This window comes from Moellerella wisconsensis (assembly GCF_022592395.1).
Lineage (GTDB): Bacteria > Pseudomonadota > Gammaproteobacteria > Enterobacterales > Enterobacteriaceae > Moellerella > Moellerella wisconsensis.
Map to the genome: position 1 here is coordinate 93134 of NZ_CP093242.1, position 16077 is coordinate 109210.

Annotated in this window: 16 protein-coding genes, 1 tRNA gene and 1 pseudogene; 10 read left to right on the plus strand and 8 right to left on the minus strand. The window is 39.9% G+C overall.

The window, feature by feature from the left end; genetic code table 11:
• Window positions 1-12: 12 nt before the first annotated feature.
• Window positions 13-348, minus strand: coding sequence for a universal stress protein UspB (gene uspB / locus MNY66_RS00380; protein WP_241501211.1), 336 nt, complete (start codon window positions 346-348; stop codon window positions 13-15).
• Between the two features lie 526 nt (window positions 349-874).
• Here uspB and uspA point away from each other — a divergent pair.
• Complete coding sequence (gene uspA / locus MNY66_RS00385) at window positions 875-1309, plus strand: universal stress protein UspA (protein WP_047257404.1); 435 nt, start codon at window positions 875-877, stop codon at window positions 1307-1309.
• Window positions 1310-1573: 264 nt separating this feature from the next.
• Complete coding sequence (gene gdhA / locus MNY66_RS00390) at window positions 1574-2914, plus strand: NADP-specific glutamate dehydrogenase (RefSeq protein ID WP_047257405.1); 1341 nt, start codon at window positions 1574-1576, stop codon at window positions 2912-2914.
• A 119-nt stretch (window positions 2915-3033) separates the two neighbouring features.
• Here gdhA and rsmJ read toward each other — a convergent pair whose 3' ends face one another.
• Window positions 3034-3795 carry a 16S rRNA (guanine(1516)-N(2))-methyltransferase RsmJ gene (rsmJ, locus tag MNY66_RS00395; RefSeq protein ID WP_241501212.1) on the minus strand — a complete coding sequence of 254 codons (762 nt, stop codon included), beginning with the start codon at window positions 3793-3795 and terminating at the stop codon, window positions 3034-3036.
• Complete coding sequence (prlC, locus tag MNY66_RS00400; RefSeq protein WP_241501213.1) at window positions 3788-5830, minus strand: oligopeptidase A; 2043 nt, start codon at window positions 5828-5830, stop codon at window positions 3788-3790. The genes rsmJ and prlC overlap by 8 nt, the downstream gene beginning before the upstream one ends.
• Before the next feature lie 311 nt (window positions 5831-6141).
• On the opposite strand from prlC, the gene MNY66_RS00405 reads away from it, so the two are divergent.
• The 8 genes and pseudogenes from MNY66_RS00405 to MNY66_RS00440 all read left to right on the plus strand — a co-directional run bounded on the left by MNY66_RS00405 (window position 6142) and on the right by MNY66_RS00440 (window position 10762).
• A tRNA-Sec gene (locus tag MNY66_RS00405) sits at window positions 6142-6236 on the plus strand.
• A gap of 367 nt (window positions 6237-6603) precedes the next feature.
• A pseudogene (locus MNY66_RS00410) lies at window positions 6604-6807 on the plus strand (hypothetical protein); the annotation flags it as partial.
• Between the two features lie 115 nt (window positions 6808-6922).
• A complete protein-coding gene (locus MNY66_RS00415) occupies window positions 6923-7246 on the plus strand; it encodes a PAAR domain-containing protein (RefSeq protein WP_241501214.1) in 324 nt (107 codons plus the stop codon).
• Window positions 7247-7252: 6 nt separating this feature from the next.
• Window positions 7253-7753 (plus strand): DUF4123 domain-containing protein, encoded by a 501-nt coding sequence (locus MNY66_RS00420; protein ID WP_241501215.1) that lies wholly within the window; start codon window positions 7253-7255, stop codon window positions 7751-7753.
• Window positions 7743-8081 (plus strand): hypothetical protein, encoded by a 339-nt coding sequence (locus MNY66_RS00425; protein ID WP_241501216.1) that lies wholly within the window; start codon window positions 7743-7745, stop codon window positions 8079-8081. The genes MNY66_RS00420 and MNY66_RS00425 overlap by 11 nt, the downstream gene beginning before the upstream one ends.
• A gap of 1 nt (window position 8082) precedes the next feature.
• Window positions 8083-8841: a Tox-REase-5 domain-containing protein gene (locus MNY66_RS00430; protein ID WP_241501217.1), complete on the plus strand. Its 759-nt coding sequence runs from the start codon at window positions 8083-8085 to the stop codon at window positions 8839-8841.
• 14 nt (window positions 8842-8855) lie between these two features.
• Window positions 8856-9530, plus strand: coding sequence for an Imm52 family immunity protein (locus MNY66_RS00435; protein ID WP_241501218.1), 675 nt, complete (start codon window positions 8856-8858; stop codon window positions 9528-9530).
• Window positions 9531-9865: 335 nt separating this feature from the next.
• Entirely contained in the window at window positions 9866-10762 is an 897-nt protein-coding gene (locus tag MNY66_RS00440; RefSeq protein ID WP_241501219.1) for a LysR family transcriptional regulator, read from the plus strand.
• Window positions 10763-10813: 51 nt separating this feature from the next.
• On the opposite strand, the gene MNY66_RS00445 is transcribed toward MNY66_RS00440, so the two are convergent.
• The 5 genes from MNY66_RS00445 to yajD all read right to left on the minus strand — a co-directional run bounded on the left by MNY66_RS00445 (window position 10814) and on the right by yajD (window position 15551).
• Window positions 10814-11803, minus strand: coding sequence for an aldo/keto reductase (locus MNY66_RS00445; protein WP_241501220.1), 990 nt, complete (start codon window positions 11801-11803; stop codon window positions 10814-10816).
• A 38-nt stretch (window positions 11804-11841) separates the two neighbouring features.
• Window positions 11842-12693: an aldo/keto reductase gene (locus MNY66_RS00450; protein ID WP_241501221.1), complete on the minus strand. Its 852-nt coding sequence runs from the start codon at window positions 12691-12693 to the stop codon at window positions 11842-11844.
• A 489-nt stretch (window positions 12694-13182) separates the two neighbouring features.
• Window positions 13183-14343 carry an IS30 family transposase gene (locus tag MNY66_RS00455; protein ID WP_241501222.1) on the minus strand — a complete coding sequence of 387 codons (1161 nt, stop codon included), beginning with the start codon at window positions 14341-14343 and terminating at the stop codon, window positions 13183-13185.
• 174 nt (window positions 14344-14517) lie between these two features.
• Window positions 14518-14880 (minus strand): YibL family ribosome-associated protein, encoded by a 363-nt coding sequence (locus tag MNY66_RS00460; protein WP_241501223.1) that lies wholly within the window; start codon window positions 14878-14880, stop codon window positions 14518-14520.
• Between the two features lie 323 nt (window positions 14881-15203).
• The gene (gene yajD, locus MNY66_RS00465; protein ID WP_053907327.1) at window positions 15204-15551 is read right to left on the minus strand and encodes an HNH nuclease YajD; all 348 of its coding nucleotides are present in this window, start codon (window positions 15549-15551) and stop codon (window positions 15204-15206) included.
• Between the last annotated feature and the right edge of the window lie 526 nt (window positions 15552-16077).

Below are 16077 nucleotides of genomic sequence, written 5' to 3' on the forward strand. Positions count from 1 at the left end.
GATTATCTATCTTTAAGCCGTGATAAACTCATAAATCTGGCTTACCAGTATAAAAATACTCAATCGGCTCATTAGTATGAATTGTTTGCGAATTCGTTCACAGCGTAGCACTACATCTGGATGATGGTGATCATAATACAGGCGATGATTAATATAACTGACTAATCTTAATTGCTTGGTTAGCGGACCTGTTAGTGTAAAAAATCCATTTCCATTAACCGAATGATAAAGCAGCGGGTCAAATTGGCGCAGAATAAACAGCAGCGCACGAACCGATGAAAAATACCGCAGCATATTGATAAGCAATAGGATAAGTAGTGCCCAAAACAGGATGTTTGAACTGAACATGATATCCTCCGTAAACCCTTACGATCTCTGAGATTCAATCAATTAAACCACGCTATTATTTTTAACCACGCTAGGATGAATGATTGCTGATATTATGAGCAAGATATTATATCTCTCTGCTCAATTTGAACAGCGAATTGCACGATAATTGGTCTGGTTTAAAATTGAGCCTGAGTATTTAGTTAGTGTTTACTTACAAATGTAATTTAGTAGTGTTTCCGCAATCGTTAAGCGGTTACATACCAATCATATAAAGAGTCGATAGACCGTGGAATTTATTCGCGTATTTATGCTGATGAAGAAAAATAATCAATATTCTGATTTTTATACTAAAATTATGTCAGGAAGAGAAAATTTAAGGTATGTTATTTAGGGTAAGGAAGATTGTATTGATATAACGCTAATCTGTGATCAATACGACACTCTATTATGATAATTAACAGGTATAGTATTCATTAGATACAGGATGTGGGGTATAAATATTCCTCTTCATCTAGATAATCAGCATTCGGAAGGAGTTTACTTTATGGCTTACAAACATATTCTCGTCGCGGTCGATTTATCACCAGAAAGCCAAGTTTTGCTGGATAAAGCCGTCTCTATGGCAAAACCGTACGGGGCCAAAGTATCCATGATCCATGTTGATGTGAATTATTCAGATTTGTATACCGGTTTGATTGATGTCAACTTGGGCGATATGCAGCAACGTATCACCGATGAAACTCGTAATGCGTTAAAAAATCTTTCAGAAAATGCGGATTATGAAATTCAAGAAACGTTGAGTGGCAGTGGTGATTTAGGCCAGGTTTTGGTTGATGCGATTAAAAAATATAATATGGACTTAGTCGTGTGTGGCCATCATCAAGATTTTTGGAGTAAATTGATGTCATCAGCACGCCAACTTATTAATACAGTTCATGTGGATATGCTGATTGTGCCATTAAAAGACGACGAAGAATAATTCAGTTTAACGTATTTGCAAAATTATTCGCTAAAAGTGCCTGCTTATGCAGGCATTTTTTTTGCTTAAAATATACTTTCTTGAGCTTGAGATAGAATGGTTAAGAATTTTTTTTTGTCATTTTGTAAAAAAACTTCTTGAAGTATGAATACAAATCGGTGATATATTCAATAGGCAAACCAATATTAACCTCACATTTCCCAACAATAATGATAAAGAGAAAGTGAGACACATCACATCAGTAATTTAAAAAAGGAAGTCAATATGACCCCGGCTCTATCCTTATCGACATTTTTAGAATCAGTACAAAAACGTGATCCTCAGCAGCCTGAATTTTTACAAGCGGTGCGAGAAGTTTATTCCTCTCTATGGCCTTTTTTAGAAAGAAATCCTAAATATCGCGAACAGGCGCTATTAGAACGCATGGTTGAACCTGAACGTGTGATTCAATTTCGAGTTTGTTGGGTTGATGACCATGGAAAAGTACAGGTTAACCGCGCATGGCGGGTGCAGTTCAGTTCTGCGATTGGGCCGTTTAAAGGTGGGATGCGTTTTCATCCTTCGGTCAATTTATCGATTCTAAAATTTTTAGGATTTGAGCAAACGCTGAAAAATGCATTAACGACTTTGCCGATGGGCGGCGCTAAAGGGGGATCAGATTTTGACCCTAAAGGTAAAAGCCACGGTGAAGTCATGCGTTTTTGCCAAGCATTAATGACCGAGCTTTATCGCCATTTAGGCGCTGATACTGATGTTCCTGCGGGGGATATTGGTGTCGGAGGCCGTGAAGTCGGCTTTATGGCGGGGATGATGAAAAAACTCTCCAATAATACATCTTGCGTTTTCACGGGGAAAGGGTTGTCTTTTGGTGGTAGCTTAATCCGTCCTGAAGCGACAGGATATGGTCTGATTTATTTTACTGATGCGATGTTAAAACGCCATGGATTAGGTTTTGACGGCATGCGTGTTGCCGTTTCTGGTTCGGGTAATGTGGCTCAGTATGCTATCGAGAAAAGCATGGCACTAGGTGCAAAAGTGGTGACTGCATCAGATTCTAACGGCACAGTGGTTGATGATGAAGGCTTTACTGCAGAAAAATTAGCGCGCTTAGAAGAGATCAAAAATAATTATGGCCGTATTGCTGATTACGCCAAAGAATTTGGCCTCAAATATCTTGAAGGCCAGCAACCTTGGTGCGTGCCTGTTGATATCGCCTTGCCTTGTGCAACGCAAAATGAATTAGATTTAGACGCTGCTGAGCTACTGATAAAAAATGGTGTTAAAGCTGTAGCTGAAGGTGCAAATATGCCAACCACTATTCCAGCGACTGAACGTTTTATTGAGGCGGGCGTATTGTTTGCTCCGGGTAAAGCGGCAAATGCTGGCGGTGTTGCGACGTCTGGTCTTGAAATGGCGCAGAATGCAGCGCGCTTAAGCTGGAGATCGGAAGAAGTGGATGCGCGTTTACATCATATTATGCTCGATATTCATACCCATTGTGTCGAATACGGTGGCGAGTCTAAGCAGACTAACTATGTACAGGGCGCGAATATTGCGGGCTTTGTTAAAGTGGCTGATGCGATGTTAGGCCAAGGTGTTCTATAGCGTTAACGTGTCTTTAGATTGAAAATACCGGCGAAAGGGCAAGATAAAATAGATTATAGCTCAATAGGTTAAAAATGATTTATTGAGTAATTTATTTTACAACAAGCCCTTCGCTGTCATTATTTAATGCATGGATAGATATCAAAACGATGACTTTTGGTGGTAATTGCTGCCTCTGCTGCTTTGCCGTTTAATGGCTCTGCATAATCTGGACGTTTAACGACGACACGGCGTTTTGCGAGATTGATCGCAGGCTCAAGTAATGCATCCGCATCATTATCGGCACCAACAAGCGATTGAAAGACGCGCATTTCTTTTTTTACCAGCGCACTTTTTTGTCGATGTGGATACATTGGGTCGAGATACACTACGTCAGGCGCGGGAGTTATTTCTAACAGCGCATCGATACTCGACGCATGTATCAGTGTCATGCGTTGCTTTAACCAGCCACCAATTTCTGCATCGGCATAACCGCGTTGTAAGCCATCATCGAGAAGTGCGGCGACTACAGGATGACGCTCAAGCATTCTCACTTCGCAGCCCAAAGCCGCTAATACAAAGGCATCTCGGCCTAATCCCGCAGTTGCATCTACGACGCTGGGAATAAAACCTTTCTTGATACCTACTGCTTTGGCGACAGCCTCACCGCGTCCACCGCCAAATTTTCGGCGATGCGACATCGCTCCAGAGACAAAATCGACAAAAATCCCACCAAGTTTTGGCTCATCCATTTTGCGGAGTTGTAAATTTTCAGTGGTTAAAACCAATGCCATCAATGCGTTGGGGTCATGGATTAGCTGCCATTTTTCAGCTAAAGCGGATAAGGTGCCGTGATCGGCACCCTCTTCACAGATCAACTGGATCTTGATTGGATCAGCCATTAATACCGTAACTCTTCAACATGGCATCTAACTCAGGTTTACGGCCGCGGAAGCGTTCAAACAGCACCATCGGTTCTTCTGAGCCTCCACGGCTAAGGATATTATCTAAGAATGACTGCCCAGTTTGGCGATTAAAAATGCCTTCTTCAGCGAAACGAGAATAGGCATCAGCGGCCAATACATCTGCCCATAAATAGCTATAGTAACCGGCAGAATAACCGCCAGCAAAAATATGGCTGAAGGCATGTGGGAAGCGGCTCCATTCTGGTGATGGAACTACAGAGACTGCACGTTTAACCGCTTGCAGTGTTGACATTACTTGCCCGCCTTTGCTTGGGTCAAACTCAGCATGTAAGCGGAAATCAAACAGACCAAATTCCAGTTGTCTCAATACAAACATGGCAGATTGATAGTTTTTTGCCGCTAACATGCTATCGAGCATTTCTTGCGGTAAAGGCTCACCCGTTTCATAATGGCCGGAGATAAACTCTAGCGCTTCAGGCTCCCAGCACCAGTTTTCCATAAACTGGCTAGGTAATTCTACAGCATCCCATGGTACCCCATTGATACCCGCGACATCCGCGACATCGATTTGAGTCAGCATATGATGCAAACCGTGGCCGAACTCATGGAATAACGTGGTAACTTCATTATGAGTAAACAGCGCAGGTTTATCGCCGAGAGGTTTATTAAAGTTGCAAGTGAGGTAAGCGACAGGATTTTGCAGCGTACCATCTTGATGGCGCATTCTGCCCGCACAGTCATCCATCCATGCGCCGCCGCGTTTATTCTCGCGTGCATATAAATCGAGATAGAAACTACCGCGCAAAATATTGCTTTCATCATATAGCTCAAAGAAACGTACATCAGGATGCCAGGTCTCGACATCTTTACGCTCTTTCGCGGTTAATCCATAGATGCGGTGAACCACTTCAAACAGCCCTTCAATCACTCGCTGCTCTGGGAAATAGGGACGCAGTTGTTCATCACTTAATGAAAATTTATGCTGCTTCTGTTTTTCGCTATAGTATGCAATATCCCAAGATTCGAGTTTTTCTACTCCATAATGGGTTTTAGCGAACTCGGTTAGCTCAGCAACTTCTTGCTCGCCTTGCGTATGTGCACGTTTCGCCAGATCATTCAAAAAGTCCAGCACTTGCTCTGGTGATTGAGCCATCTTAGTGGCTAGAGATTTTTCAGCGTAATTAGTAAATCCGAGCAATTGAGCTAGTTCATGACGTAAAGCTAACAGTTCATCCATAATTTCACTGTTATCCCATTTACCGGCATTAGGCCCTTGATCTGACGCTCGGGTGCTGTATGCATAGCTCATTTCACGACGCAATTCGCTATTATCTGCATAGGTCATAACAGGTAAATAACTTGGCATATCTAAGGTTAATAAATAGCCTTCTTCGCCTTTTGCTGCCGCCATTTCTTTCGCTGCGGCAATTGCACTTTCTGGCATACCTGCAAGTTCTTGCTCATCTTTGACCAATTTTGACCAGCCCATGGTGGCATCCAGTACATTGTTGCCATACTTAGAGCTTAGTTCAGAGAGGCGAGCGACTATCTCACCATAACGCTGTTGCTTCTCTACTGGCAGACCGATACCTGACAGTTCAAAATCGCGCAGAGTATTTTCTATCGATTTTTTCTGTGGTTGTGTTAAATGAGCAAATGAATCACTTTCTTTCAATGATTTATAGGCTTGATAAAGATCTTCATTTTGACCTAACCATGTACTGAATTCAGACAGTAATGGCAGGCTTTTCTCGTATTCAGCACGTAGTTCGGCACTATTTTTAACCGAATGGAGATGACCGACAGGTGACCATACGCGAGACAGTTTATCGCTGGCTTCTTCTAGTGGCTGGCATAGATTATCCCAAGTATATTGATCATTCTTAGACAGAATATTTTCAACCGTTTGACGATAGTCGGCTAAAACTTGCTCTACCGCGGGAACGACATGTTGCGGCTCAATCGCAGAAAAAAGAGGGAGAATGGCGTTGCTTAATAATGGGTTTGTCATATAAACATCCTGTGATTGATGGCTATACCGCCTTCAGGCCATATAGACGAATTCATTTTATTGATATTTCATACTAGACAATGGGTACTTTGATTACTTATCGCTATCGCCCTGACAATAGCAAAAGATAGCCCCGAATTGTAAGCATCATAAAACTATAATGGGGGCATAAAATATGACTTCAATGTCAGCATACTGTATTTTTGCCACGTCTATTTCGTTATTAATGGCATTAATTGGCGTGATAAGGGTTCAGAAGCGTAATTAATCAAGGTATAATCATACCCGTATTATCCTCCAATTTCTGAAAAGGAAGATCATCGTCCCTGGTGGGGCGGCTGGACTTCAAATCCAGTTGGGGCCGCCAGCGGTCCCGGGCAGGTTCGACTCCTGTGATCTTCCGCCACTCAAGTTCAATACAACTCCACAAAACTCAACTAATCCCTTATAACCAGCGATTAAGCCATTTTCAATTCAACGGACATCAACTCAGCTCAACCGCAATCAATGTATTGTGCACAACTAAATCAGGATACTTTTCTGAAGGAATTTCTTTCGTACTCAACTGACAATAGCCCATTATTTACAGTATGAAGCCTTTCTAAGTTGCAATAACGCATATACACGATGACATCCTCTTTCATCTTTTTCCGAGTGAAATGTACGATTTTTTAGTCGCCAATCGTATTTCAAACTACCAAAAAATGTTCAATAACGGTGTTATCTCAACTTGCTTCTGCATCAACCTGCTTGCCCTAATATCATAACTTGTCTTAATTAAAGGCGGATTATCGGGGCGAAATGCAAAAGGTAAGCGAGTACGTACTCGCTCGGTGAATGGTATTGATGGCGACATCAAATTGAATAAGGCGCTGTGGGTGATGACACAAAAAAGGCCGAGCATGTTTCTGGAAGATAATACATTTAGTCGCATAAATAAGTGGAAGTTTGATTTAATCATTGAAAATTTGACTTAAGTGTAAAATAATCGTTCCTCAGTTATGGATGAGGATAGATTATGGCAATAGGATATTTTTTACGGGTTGGTGATAGAACCACTGTGGAGGACAAATATTAACGGGAGACAATACCATGCAATGGTACGGTGTTGCTGGTGCTCGTGAAGGCGATATGGTCAGTTGTGGCAAACATTCTGGTCCCTTTTATATTATCGGTGGCTGTAATAGTGTTTGGGATGAAGGGCGAAAAGTAGCGGGTACGCTTGAAAGTATGAGCTCATGTCCTTGCCATGCACGATTTATTAACTCAATTCAGGACTGCTATAGCGATGAAAGTGGGTCAGCCTCCCCAGAAACAGCTTCAACTATCCCTCCCGTGATAACCAATAAAATCTGTATTAGTTGTTTAATGAAAGCAACTGAATCAGGCCAAATGCTTGTTGTTCGAGAAGGATAATGATAAATGCATAATCCGCATCCTATTTTTAACTATTTTGAACGTTATCCTGATGCAAAGCATTATTGTTTGACCTGTGGTTTACAATATGAACGTTACTTTGATCAAGAACTTCAGAGTCGTTATGGAACCGTAAGTTCACTCTTTAAACAACGTCCAGATTCGGAAATTGCATGGGCAGGTCCGTGGTTAATTGACGTGTCCAAACGAAGTGATTTACTTGCAGATTTAATTCAATTAGAAACTGAATCGCCGGCACTATCATGGCTAGTCAGTGACTCATCAATTGAGAAATTGGCGACTCACTTCTCTGAACGACTTAATGTGAGTTTGCCTGATGGTCAAACCACTTTATTTCGCTTTTATGATCCTCGCGTAACCCACAATATGCCTCAAGTTCTAACAACCGAACAATTCAATGAAATAACCACGCCGCTCATTGCATGGTATTACCGTTTTGAAGGACGATTTTATGCATTACAAGGAGGCGGTTTAAATGCAGTTTAGCGAAGAACAATTAAAGAAAATTCAAAATATTGAACAGAGTGATTATGTAACTCAAGTGAGTGCTGATTTTTATAAACGCCATTTAGATAAACTACAGAACCTCGAAACATTGAATAAGCGCTTAGAAGACGCATTTCAATATATTCTCTTCCTCGGTTTCACTCAAGAACCGTTAATTCGGTCATTTTTATTTTACGAGGCTTGTTGCCCCGGCTTTCATTTAAAACCCGAAATTAGAAATATGCTTGAGGAAAAAAATCGCGTGCCAGAGCAGCAGTATCAAGATTTTTTACGGATAGCCATGAAATTTATTGAATGGAGAACTTAGCATGCCAATTCCATTAATAGTTGCAGGTGCAGGATTAATGACTCTGGGCGGTCTAGCCGCAGTGACACAAGAAGCCTCAAAAATCGGTTTTCCCTCATCGTCAGGCAGTGGCGATGATGAATGGGGAGAGACAAGTTACGGTGATAGAATTCGTGAGTATGAAAGTATTGCCATTGGTGGAATTGATGACGAAGATTCTGATGATAAGCGTAGAGGCAGCCAAGGAGCAGCAGCAGGCGCTGTGGCAGGTTCATCAGCAGGTGTAGCCGCAATTGAAGCGAGTAAAGGGTGTAAGGATTGCCCTGCTATTCCGTACATTATTCCTCATGAAAGTAATATAACGAATACACGCTCACCAAGTGCTTATGAGTATCAGGCTAGAATATGTAACACACAAATAAGAACCGTTGATACCCCAGCAGGTCAGATTAAATATATTGAAGAATGGAAATGCACTATTCCAGTACCCACGAGAACAAAAAATAATGTTATTTTTGATGGCTGGGAGCCCAGTGAATGTAACTTTATTGAAACTAAAGATAATTATAATAATTTCTTTGATAAAGATGGTGAAGTTAAAGCTTTTTGGGAAAAGGGTGGAAATGTTGCTAAGCAAGCTTTCGACCAGAATTGGCTCTGTCAATATCCATTCAAAGGGCAATCATATATTGACTGGCATTTCTCACAAGAAAATATGTATAAATTTTGCTCAAGAATTTTTGATTCTTATCCTCAAGTACGAACCCATTTAACGCCATAAAAGGTTATCTTGAAATGAAATTAAAATTAGATGTTGATATTAAACTGGGTGATGAACTAACAAGTGAGAAGCTCACCGACATTTTTCATACCATGATAGGTTTTGTAGAAAATGTTACGTTACTTAATAATAGTAAATGGTTTTTTTCTGGGGATAGCTTAGAAGATTCAATGAAAAAAACAGCATTTGAGAATAGTAAACCATCTTTTATTTTAAAAAATAAAGAGAATATAGAAATTATCGAGTCTATATGGGCAGAAGGTAACTCTTTAACAATACAACATGCTGCAATTAGTAACCAATACATATTAAGATTTAATATTAGAGAGGTTAACAGCTTAAGTATTTCAAATACATTAAAATCACTACATAGGATTTTATCTATTTTTAATGTTATATGTTTCAAATTAGATACAAATAATTATGCATATAATCAAAAACAAGTTTTCCCTGACAGATTACCCGTTGGTTGGATGCTTTATCTCAATAAAAAAATAACCCAACAACAAGTACCAATGGCAGCAGAGCTTATTGATATTGAAAATAAGAAAAATAGCGGTACATTAATTATTAGTACTGACCATGTGTTTAATGGTTCAGATAAAGACGATATTAAAAAAGCTAATGAAATCGAAATACAGCTCACTGCGTTAGGGCTCCTTCCCTTAATACGTGAAATATATAGTTAAAGCGAAGCAAAGATTATTAAGCTAACGCTTAGGATCCGTATTTCAATATATTCTTTTTCTCGATTTCACTCAAGAATTATTAATTCGGTCATTTTTATTTTACGAGGCTTGCTGCCCTGGCTTTCATTTCAAGCCAGAAATAATAAATCGTAATTTAAGTGAGCAATTCATACCAAACTTAAAGAGAAGTCATGATAATTTTTTGATGGAAGGGTTATACCTTAGTATTAAACTTGCACTTTTACACTTAATTTAGCTTAACGATGAACGATTGCATTTATGAATAAATCTTATTAAGTTAGTTTGTGATGTGTATTACTTATGGAAAATAAAGGATGCTTAAGGATAATTTTAATGAGCTACACATTTTTTTGGCGGTTGCTAGGGCAAAAAGTTTTACTAAAGCTGCGGCTAAACTGGGTGTTTCTCAATCTGCGCTGAGCCATGCGGTCAAAGCGTTGGAAGAACGTTTAAATACGCGACTCTTAACGCGAACCACACGCAGTGTTGCTGCAACTGAAATAGGTGAAAAGATTATTGCCTGTCTTGAACCTCGTTTAGCTGAGCTTGATCATGAATTAAAGTCGATTATTCAGCTTAATGGCGCAGCATCTGGCAATATTCGTCTTTCAACGGGAGAGCATGCTGCCCGCAGTCTTCTTTGGCCTAAACTTAAACCTTTTCTTCGTGCATATCCGGATATTAATGTCGAGCTGGTGGTTGATATTGTTGATATTGTTGATGGGGGTTTTGATGCCGGTGTACGATTGGGCGAAAGTGTTGATAAAGATATGGTTGCAGTAAGAATTGGCCCTGATATGCGATTAGCGATTGTTGGTTCGCCGAGTTATTTTGAATCTCAGGGGATACCGCAAACGCCTCATGATTTACAACATCATCGCTGCATCAATATGCGCCTTCCAACTGCGGGAGGATTGTATCATTGGGAGTTTGAAAAAGAGGGTAAATCGTTACGTGTGAGAGTGGAAGGGCAGTTAACCTTTAATTTATTATCGGAGCGAATAGATGCGGCTCTGTCTGGGTTTGGCATTGCTTGTGTTCCTGAAGATACCATCCAAGAGGCGGTAAAATCAGGAGAATTGATCCAAACGTTAAGTGATTGGTGCCCTATATTTTCAGGCTATTACCTTTATTACCCGAGTCGAAAACAGCATCCTCCAGCGTTTGCATTATTAATTGATGCACTGCGCTACCGTGAAAGTGAGAAATAAAGGTGGGTAGCGTGAGGTAAATGCATTGATGACTACCAACCTAAGCGATATTTAGCGATTAATCAGCGCTTGTAACGCCGCGGGATAACGTTCCCCGACAATCTTCACTGTTTCCAGCGCATGAGCAATTTTTTGCAAATCGTTATCAGTGAGTGTGACATCGACGGCATTTAAATTTTCTTCTAAACGGTGCAGTTTAGTGGTGCCCGGAATAGGGACAATCCACGGTTTTTGCGCCAATAACCAAGCCAGAGCGATTTGTGCTGAAGTCACGCCTTTTTGGCTAGCTAGATCTGCCAACAAAGTGACTAGCTGTTCATTTGCTTCTAAAGCCTCAGCGTTGAAACGAGGGACTTTGCTACGAAAATCATCGTCGTTGAATGTGGTATTGGCATTAATTGCACCCGTTAAGAATCCTTTACCTAATGGGCTGAAGGGAACAAATCCAATACCTAACTCTTCGAGCACAGGTAATATTTCGTCTTCAGGCTCACGCCACCAAAGAGAATATTCGCTTTGCAATGCGGTGACAGGCTGAATAGCATTCGCTCTGCGAATAGTTTGAGCACTGGCTTCAGAGAGGCCAAAGTGTTTTACCTTACCTTCTGAAATTAAATCTTTTATTGTACCGGCAACATCTTCAATCGGTACATCAGGGTCAACGCGGTGTTGATACAGTAGGTCGATAACGTCTGTTTTAAGCCGACGCAATGAACCTTCGACAGCTTCACGAATATGCTCTGGACGGCTATTTAAAAGCTGTTGTTTGTTTTCATTACTGCAATTAAAACCAAATTTTGTCGCAATAACCACTCTATCTCGAAAGGGTTTTAGTGCTTCACCTACCACTTCCTCATTTAAGAATGGTCCATAAACTTCCGCGGTATCAAAAAAAGTGACCCCACGTTCTACTGCGGCACGAAGTAATTCAATGGCTTGATGCTTATCTGTAGCTGGACCATAACCATGACTTAATCCCATACAGCCTAAGCCAAGCGCAGAAACCTCAAGATTTGAATTACCGAGAAAACGTTTTTTCATTATTTATGTCCTGATAGTTAATTAGATTATTGATGCGGCTAAACATCTAGCTTGCGGCCAGCGAGCCATTCGACCATTGCTGGGTCGCGGTGTGAGAAAAATGCACTTGTTGCAGTATCGATTGCCGTGATTTTTGTCATTTCATCATTAGTCAGGGTGAAATCGAGGATGTTTATATTTTCTGCCATTCTGGTTCTACGAACCGATTTAGCCAGTGATACAATCCCACGTTGGAGTAGCCAACGCAGAACAACTTGCCCAACACTCTTACTGTATTTTTTACCGATAACCGTTAATTGTGGATGCTGGAATAATCCATTTTTACCTTCAGCAAAAGGCGCCCAAGCTTCTGGCTGAATACTTTTACTCTGCATCCATGGCACGGCATGTAATTGCTGATTGAACGGGTTAACTTCGATTTGGTTAACCGCCGGAATGACTTTATTAAACGCAATAAGGTCAGCGACTCTGTCTGGATGAAAATTGCTGATACCAATCGCCTGAATTTTTCCAGCTTGATACAGTTCCTCCATTGCGCGCCATGCACCGTGGACATCACCATAAGGCTGATGGATAAGGTAAAGATCAATATAATCTAGTTGTAGGCGATTTAATGAACGTTCAAATTGTGCTTTCGCGCCTTCATAGCTGGCATCTTGTAGCCATAATTTGGTGGAAATAAATAAATTTTTTCGGGCTATTCCACTTTGTTTAAGCGCATTTCCGACTTGAGTTTCATTTTGATAGGATGCGGCGGTATCAATTAAGCGATAGCCTATTTCTAGTGCGTCAATAACAGCATGTTCACATTCGTCAGGCTGTGTCATCTGAAAAACACCGAAGCCTAACAACGGCATTTCAATCCCATTGTTTAATTTGATAGTTTGCATAATGAGCCCTTTTATCCTTGTTGGAATAGAGCATAGCGTAGATTTATTGATTAGATTAGAGGCTATAATTTTCTAAGGTTTATGAGAAAAATTCATAAATAATAGATCCTGCTTATAATAAGAATCAATAACAGCAGGTTTTTTGCTTAATAACATAATATGAAAATAATCTGTTTTCTGAAGATTAAATATTTTGCTGTAAGCGGATATTTTTACAAGATTGACATATTAAGTTGAATCGATTTTTGAGTTTTAAGGATCGTGTATTGCATGATATTGATGGAATAAGGGCGAAAGCCGCTGCTGAAAAAATTAAATAAGCATTTGATATCTAGAGTAAAAAATACCGTTAGTTAAAAGCAGCGAAAAGGATAAGAGTGAATATATGCAGCGCTGAAAGAGTTACTGAAAACAGGAAAGTAAATAAATAGTAGAATCACTATTTTTAATTTTGGCTAAATTGTCAAAGCCCGCTTTGTGGCTGTGAGTTCAACCGATGGATGCAACACACTGGTTAAATCGTTTTGCAGGTGATTCATAGTCTAGCGTTTTTCTCGGTCTTTCGTTGAGTTGTCTGGCGACACTATTTAATCTTTGCTGGCTATGAACGGATAAATCAGTACCTTTTGGGAAATATTGCCTAAGTAATCTGTTCGTATTTTCATTTGAGCCACGTTGCCAAGGAGATTGAGGATCGCAGAAATAGACCTGAATGTCGGTAGCAACAGTAAATACCGTATGATTAGTCATTTCAACTCCTCTGTCCCAAGTTAATGTTTTATACAGTTCTGCGGGTAATTTTTGGGCCTGTTTAATGAGGGCTGATATTACAGTTATTGTTTTATTATCACTGATTTTAGCTAGCATAACATAACGTGAATGGCGTTCTACTAAAGTGACAATATAAGAATTTTTAGAGCCTTGTATTAGATCCCCTTCCCAGTGACCGGGGACAGCTCTGTCCGCAACAGTTGGCGGTCTTTCGCTTATGGGAACTGCATTCGGAATTGAGCCTAATCCTTTTCCTTTAAGTGATGTGGTTCTAGATTTTCGTACAGTTCTTCTGCTTCTAAGATATTGCTGTAGCTCTTTTTTTAACGCTCCCCGAGTTTGTATAAAAAGTGTTTTATAAATCGTTTCGTGAGATACATGCATCTCCTGAGCATCTGGGTAATTGCGTTTCAGCCAGCCAGCGATTTGCTCAGGCGACCTGCCTTGATGCATTTTTTCTGCGATTATTTTACACAATGTGGCGTTTTTACTTAATTTACAAGCTTTGGGTCTCAAGGCATTATCCCATGCTGTTTTATCCGCTTTTACTGCACGGTAGTTGGTTAATCCGCCATGCCTGCGGATCTCACGACTGACAGTTGAAGGGGCTCTTGATATCTTTTTAGCTATCTCCCTGATACTGCACTTTTCTGCTAATCCTCTCGATATTTCTTCTCTTTCATCAAGCGAAAGCGATAATCTGTGGCGTTTACGGACGGGAGGACGGAATCCACCTGTTTGATAAATAGTGGGCATAATAGAAGAATGGTATCTATCAAACATTCTGGCGATCTCATGTAAAGAATCACCTTGCTTATATCTGTCCCAAATGATCGCTTTCTGTTCAGGTGTATAGTAAATACGTTTTCTTGGTTTCATAACAATGCCCTCCTTATTTAAGGATAGCGTTGCATTGATTAATTGAACTCACAGCTAGAAGCGGACGTAGTAATTATTGGCCGCTAATTGCTTACTAACGGTTCATAATAACAAATAGTATATTAAGAACTTTCCAGCATTAGCGGGTCGTTACAAGTTGAGTTGATTTTTTAACTAAAAATCAGTCTTAGAAAAACCGGTCATATCATCCAGTCCCATTTCGCGGCCTAATGCCGTTAGTGGATGGACAATTATCAGACTTCGCACGGCTTTCTTCAGCTTGCCAATATCAGCTTGTTCTTTCTTAGTGATGGGGCGTTTGAATGGCATATCGACTAACTTTTGCGCTTCTTTGCTTAGTTTCTGATGACGTACTGCTTTCAAACGAGCGATTTCAATTTCCAGCGTCGCTTTTTCTTTCTCAAGCTCTGCGTACTTTTCCGTTTCGTTCGTCAGTTGCATACTCGCCATCTTGTGACGAGTAAGGTCTAAACGGTCGTTAAGAAGTTTAATTTGTGCTTTTTCGATTTCTTTCATTATTAATTAACCGTGAATAAATTGCTTGTCGGCAAGTATACACCATTCTGCGTAAGAGGGCGAAAAGGGATTCTGGTTGTTAAACTCAGTATCAAAATACTTTTATTGGGTAATTTGTCTATTACCACTCTAAAATTAATCTAGCAGGCATTAATCGAGGTATTACTATTTATCCAATTAAATAAGTTTATTTAATATCAATACTATTCCTTATTAAATACGACTTCCTGAGATTTTTTAATACAATAAATTTGCTGCATTATTTTTAGAAAGACCTGTTTATAAAAATTGCAGCGAATTTATTAAAGTATATAGCGCTTATATTATTTCTTTTTATTCAGCATTGATTTTAAGTCGGCAAAGGGATTATAGGTGGCTTCGCCAACATCTTTTTGTGCGTCTTCCCCTGCGATAACATTTGTGCCGTACTGGTCAGCTTCAGTATATTTGGAGTGTTCATGATCATGGCAAAATAAACACAGTAGTTCCCAATTGCTACCATCTTCAGGATTATTGGTATGATCATGATCAATATGATGAACGGTTAACTCACGTAGGTTTGAATAAACAAATTCCCGTGTACAGCGTCCGCATATCCATGGGTAGATTTTTAGCGCTTTTTCACGGTAGCCGCTTTCCAGACGAGAATAGTTTTTGGGGATCAGAGCCATTGCTAATATTACCTGTTATAAAAAGTTAATTTTACGATAGTGCCCCCAATATACCTCATAATGCCGCAGAAGGAGAAATGTAACAGAAGAGGAATATTCATATTTAATCGTGAGTTTTCGATACGTTTGATGAGTGATTTATGGATTGAGAAATATTAGTATAATTGGCTGATAATGTTCTTTATAAGTATATATTTATAATTGAGATACTTATCCTGTATTGAGCAACTCGTAGCTGCCTTTTTTAACATATACTGCTTTATGATTTTTATCGTAAGATCAACAAGTTATTATTTCTTATGGCTGATTCATAAAATGCTATTTCCTACGATTTTTCCTAAGCCGTTCTTTAGCGCTCATGGCTCATACTAAAATACGTTTTAAACGTTGATTAAGAAATCTCATTCGATAACTTCATTGAATATTATTATCGAACCGAATGTCGCTTCTATCATTCCAACCTAAACCAAAGGCGTAGTCTGTACGGGCATTGTGCTTTATACTGCGGGCTGCAAAAACTGAGTAG